Origin of the sequence: Arthrobacter sp. H5, from assembly GCF_000520595.1 — a bacterium.
Lineage (GTDB): Bacteria > Actinomycetota > Actinomycetes > Actinomycetales > Micrococcaceae > Arthrobacter_D.
Map to the genome: position 1 here is coordinate 29178 of NZ_KI915006.1, position 4958 is coordinate 34135.

Genomic DNA, 4958 nt, shown 5'->3' on the forward strand with positions numbered 1-4958 from the left:
GGGCAGGGGCGGCCGGGGCTGCTGCCGCTTCGGCGGAAGCCTCTTCCGGCTCAGCCTCAGGTTCTGCCTTAGTCTTTGGCTCGCGTTCGGGTTCGGGTTCGGGTTCCGGCTCTGGCTCCTCTTTGGTGCCCACGGAGATCACTTCGTGTACCGGTTTCCGCGTGATGTCTTCGCTGACCAGGCGTCGGTCCATTTCCCGGCCGTCGATGACGGTCAGTGAAAATACCTTGGTCAGCTCGCCGGCAACGCCGGCCTGAGTGACCTGGCGTTCGCCCTCCGGCAGGTCTGCGTCCTCAGTCTCGGATGAGTGGAAGTCGATGTCCTCGGTGACCTTCTCTGTCTTGTCGCTGTTAACCCGGGTGACCTTCAGGCCCATGCCGGTGACCAGCGAGGAACTGGCGGGAACCGAAAGCCGGTCTTCCTCGCCCAGTGTGATGTCCGCTTCGACAAGCAGGTCGGTGACCGAGTTGACCGTGGTTTGCAACTCGCGTGTTTCGCCATCCACGGCTATTGACACATTCTTGGGTGTGGAGATTTCCAGTGTGGAATTCAGTGTGACGAGTTCCGTCTCCTCCGGAGCTGAGATCTCCGACGCTTGGGCGACGCCCATTTCCTCGACCAGGTCTCCCACGGTGGAGCCCGTGGTGTGAACTACGGTTTCGGCGCCGTTGAGGTTCACATCCACAGCTGTGGCGGTAACTACCTGGATGGCGGCGCCGTCTTCAACGGTGGCGGCGAGCGCCGGTGAGACCTGGTCATTGTCCGAAACCTGGATCTGTGCCTTGTCCAGAACCTCTTGGACTGTTCCGCCAAGGGTTTGGACGGTGCTTGCCTGGCCGTCGACGGTCAGGACCACGCTCTTGGTGTTGCCCACGAAGGCAACCAGTCCAAGAACCAGGCACATCATCACTACGCCTTGGCCGGCCAGGGTTGCCCAGCGCTTTCCAGTTCCACTCGCCACAAAGTCCCACATTCCAAGGAGTATCCGGGCACGGGGCAGGGCGCAGCTGCACACGGCCAGCATAAAGCGGGCAGTGTGAAACAACACAGGCATGAACTAAGACAGACGGCATTCCAGCACGCAGCTAAACACAATGCGGTACTTGAGACCACCCGCAATTGGACGGTATTAGTCCGGAAAGCCTTCCCCGACCCCGGCTAATAATTGCCCACCGTAACCGAAACGTGACACTAGGGCAAGTTCAGGGGTGGAGGGGCCGCCTTGATGGGGGCTCGCATCTTCCTTGGCGGATCCTAAATGAGATTGGAGAGCCCAGCATCCACGAGGGCAACCCGATTGACCGTGGCGTCATGCTGCCAACGCTGCGACGTCGTGTGCAGTCAACCGGAGAACGGGTTGAAGTTCGCCTCCGCCTGTTGGCCACTCGGCAACGTCGGTCGGCTCCTCCCGTTGTGTCAGCCTGTCAACCAATTCTAAGCATCTAAAGCTCACGGCCGTAGGGTTTTATTCAGATAGCTGGCACCGAACAGTGTCAGGTCGAGCACCGGTACGGGCTGGGAACCAAGAACGCTGGCGACATCTGTATGATCGCCAATCCAAGTTGCCAGATCGGGGTCAAGTGCGTTCAGCAATAGGTCAATTTCGCGGAGCCTTGCCGGTAGCTGCTGTCGAACTGAAGGTTGGTTCCCAGTGAGCCAAGCGATTCCGGAACTCGTTCAGATTGCGGATCAGAGCGTGTACCGGTCCGCGCCGATGACCGGGGAAGACGTTGCTGACCATCGGAGTCCAGATGGTGGGCTCGCGCTCAGGTGCGGTGAGATTCTTCCAGAAGCCAAAGCTGAGATTGGCTATGACGTGGCCGTGTGTCCTGCGGGGTCCACTCCTCTGCCGCGCATCGTCGAGAATTTTCTTTGACTTCAGGTTGGCTGCACGCTGTTTGTTCCGCGCCTGCTGGAGCCCTGTCTCAAGGGTGAACAGCTGGCTCGGCGCCGTGGCCCATTCTGGGTGTAACCGGCACAGCTCTCGGTCGTAAGCGTTCCTCAGTGCTACTTCACAGGAAAATTGTATGTTTGCTGGACCGTGGCATGATGGGGCTATCTCCGGTGGCGAACTCAGTCCTCTGGCTCAACGAGCTAGGCAACATTCGGATTCAGATTATGGGCGGCTCCCCGCGGGTGCCGCTTTTCTGCTTCGATTCACCTTTTACCAGACCACTCCACTGCAGCCCAGCCGTCAGTCCCAGTCCCCGTAGACCCGCCGCGTGTTGGCCGCAATACCGCGGCACAGTTCCTCCAGGTCCTTCTCCAGCACCTCGGCCATGGAACGCACGGTGTACGGCACCGTATAAGAGGCGTTGGGCTGGCCGCGAAACGGGTGCGGGGTCAGGAACGGCGAATCGGTTTCGGTCAGTATCAGTGCAGGGTCCGCCACTTTGAGTGCCTCCCTCAGATCGCCCGCGTTCTTGAAGGTCACCGTTCCGGCGAAGGACATGTACCAGCCGTTGTCGTTGCAGATCCGTGCCAGGGCAGCATCCGCGGAAAAGCAATGAAGCACCACCCGCTCGGGTGCGCCTTCGTCCAGAAGGATGTTCACAACGTCGTCGTGCGCGTCCCGGTCATGAATCTGGAGCGCCAGGCCCAGCCGTTTGGCAATATCCAGGTGCCTGCGGAAGGAATACTGTTGGCGCTCGACGCCGGAGGAAGGTGTGCGGAAGTAGTCCAGCCCGGTTTCGCCGATGGCGCGGATCCGCGGGTGCGCGGCGATTACCTCGATCTCGGCGAGCGCCTGCTCCAGTCCGCCCTCCTCGGCGAGCACCGGAGCGTCATTGGGGTGGATGGCGACGGCGCCCAGCAGTCGGCGGTCCAGGTCCACTGCCCGGGCGGTGAAGCGGGAGGATTCCAGGTCGGTGCCCACCTGGACGGCGCCACCCACGCCCACCGATTCGGCGGCGTCCAGCGCCTCTTTAATGCCCACTTCCACCAGTCCGTCGCGGAAGTCGAGGTGGGTGTGGTTGTCCATCACAGGGAAGGGCAAAGGCTCAGGCGCGGGAGGGTAGTCCAGCTTGCGGCGCCGCCCCCCGTTCTCCTCCGGGCTGCGGCCCCGGCCTTCCGCGGACGAGCTTTCGGCTGCCTCGGCGGGACGGTACGGTACGGGGATCCGGCTGGTGCACATGGGTCAACCCTAAACAACCGAACTGGATAGGAACTTATCCACACAGAGGCAAGTTGTCCTAGTAATCTGTAGGTAGTCATCAGCCGCCGCAATGTTGCGGCGATCCCGGAAGGTTTCAATGGACGCCCCACACAACCCGTCTGCCGCATCCAATGGCAAAGTAGCGGCGTCCCAGGCCTCCCGCCCCGACCCAATGAGTGGGGAAGCATTCCACCAGACCAGCACCCGCATCCTGGACTCCATCAACACCGTGATTGACGGCAAGCCGGATGCTGCGAGGCTGGCCCTGACCGTGCTGCTGGCACAGGGTCATTTGCTCCTGGAGGATGTGCCGGGCGTTGGTAAGACCATGCTGGCGAAAACTCTGGCGCGGACCATCGACTGCACGGTGAACCGGATCCAGTTCACGCCGGACCTGCTGCCCTCGGACGTTACCGGCGTCTCCATCTACAACCAGGATTCGCACCGTTTCGAGTTCCGGCAGGGTCCGGTGTTTGCCAATATTGTGATCGGCGACGAAATCAACCGGGCCTCCGCCAAGACACAGTCCGCACTGCTTGAATGCATGGAGGAACACCAGGTCACGGTTGACGGCGGCTCCCATAAACTGGGTGAGCCGTTCATGGTGGTGGCAACGCAGAACCCCATCGAGATGGAGGGCACCTACCCGTTGCCGGAGGCGCAGCGCGACCGCTTCATGGCCAGAATCTCCATGGGTTATCCGGATATGAACTCGGAAATGGACATGCTGGAAACACACCAGTCGGAGTCGCCGCTGGATTCGGTGCGGCCGGTGGCGGGTGTTCAGGAAGTATCGGCCATGATGTCCCAGGTGCGGCGGGTGTATGTGTCGCCGGCGGTCAAGGAATACACGGTGGGAATTGGCCGCGCCACCCGCGACCATCACCAGTTGCGCCTCGGAGCCAGCCCCCGCGCACTCCTGCAGCTGCTCCGTGCGGCGAAGGCCGGCGCCGCACTTGAGGGACGCGACTTTGTCCTCCCGGATGACATCGCGGCCGTGGCCGAGGCCGTGCTGGCCCACCGACTGATCCTGGACCGCAAGGCAGTCAGCGCAGGCGAATCGCCGTCGTCGATCATTGCCGGAATCCTCACCAAGGTGCCCGTGGCGCGTGAGGCTCTCAGCGCCACTCCGCGACGAGGCTGACCCCGTGCAGCTGCTGGAGAAGCTTCCCCGGTTTCTCACCCCCAGGGGGTGGGGCCTGGCCGTCACCGGCGCGCTGGCGCTGCTGTTTGCCCAGGTTCTTGGCCGCCGTGACCTGCTCTACCTGGGACTCCTGCTGGTCCTGTTGCCCCTAATATCTTTGCTGGTACTGCGCCTGGTGAAGCCGCGGTTCACCGTCGAGCGCTCGTTCGCCCCACAGATTGTGGAGACCGGGTTTCCCAGCACCGTCACCCTTTCCGTGCGGTCCAGCGGGCCGCTCGCCGGCTCAGTGGTGATGCAGGAGCAGTTGCCGCCGCGTTTTGGCGACGCCCCGGATTTTCACTTTCCGGCGCGCCACCCCAGCGGCAACGGAACCAGTCTGTACGAGTACCGCCTGCGGTCTTCGTCCCGCGGCGTGTACGACGTCGGTCCGGTCACCGCCGGCTTCACCGATCCCTTTGGCCTGGGCCTCTCACGGCATACCCTGGGCGGCACCGATCGCCTGGTGGTGACACCTGCGCCGCTGGAACTTCCCTCCACGGCGCTTACCGGTGAGCGCGGTTCGGACGGCAGTGCCGTCACCCGGCGCAACTCCAATCCAAGCGATGACGACGTCATGACCCGCGAGTACCGCCACGGCGATCCGATGCGGCGGGTGCACTG

4 protein-coding genes and 1 pseudogene are annotated in these 4958 nt (G+C 62.6%); 2 read left to right on the forward strand and 3 right to left on the reverse strand.

Going from position 1 to position 4958, the window contains the following annotated elements; genetic code table 11:
- The 3 genes from Y708_RS25430 to Y708_RS0115065 form a co-directional block, all read right to left on the reverse strand.
- A partial coding sequence (locus Y708_RS25430; RefSeq protein ID WP_216699805.1) for a ubiquitin-like domain-containing protein occupies positions 1–1048 on the reverse strand: 1048 nt, incomplete at its 3' end.
- Between the two features lie 401 nt (positions 1049–1449).
- The gene (locus Y708_RS30470) at positions 1450–1593 is read right to left on the reverse strand and encodes a hypothetical protein (protein WP_216699806.1); all 144 of its coding nucleotides are present in this window, start codon (positions 1591–1593) and stop codon (positions 1450–1452) included.
- 601 nt (positions 1594–2194) lie between these two features.
- Positions 2195–3133 (reverse strand): TatD family hydrolase, encoded by a 939-nt coding sequence (locus Y708_RS0115065; RefSeq protein WP_028280566.1) that lies wholly within the window; start codon positions 3131–3133, stop codon positions 2195–2197.
- Positions 3134–3251: 118 nt separating this feature from the next.
- Between Y708_RS0115065 and Y708_RS0115070 the strand changes: the two genes are divergently transcribed.
- Positions 3252–4298: an AAA family ATPase gene (locus tag Y708_RS0115070; RefSeq protein WP_028280567.1), complete on the forward strand. Its 1047-nt coding sequence runs from the start codon at positions 3252–3254 to the stop codon at positions 4296–4298.
- Positions 4264–4958, forward strand: a pseudogene (locus Y708_RS29935) (DUF58 domain-containing protein); the annotation flags it as partial. The gene Y708_RS0115070 and the pseudogene Y708_RS29935, both read left to right, overlap by 35 nt.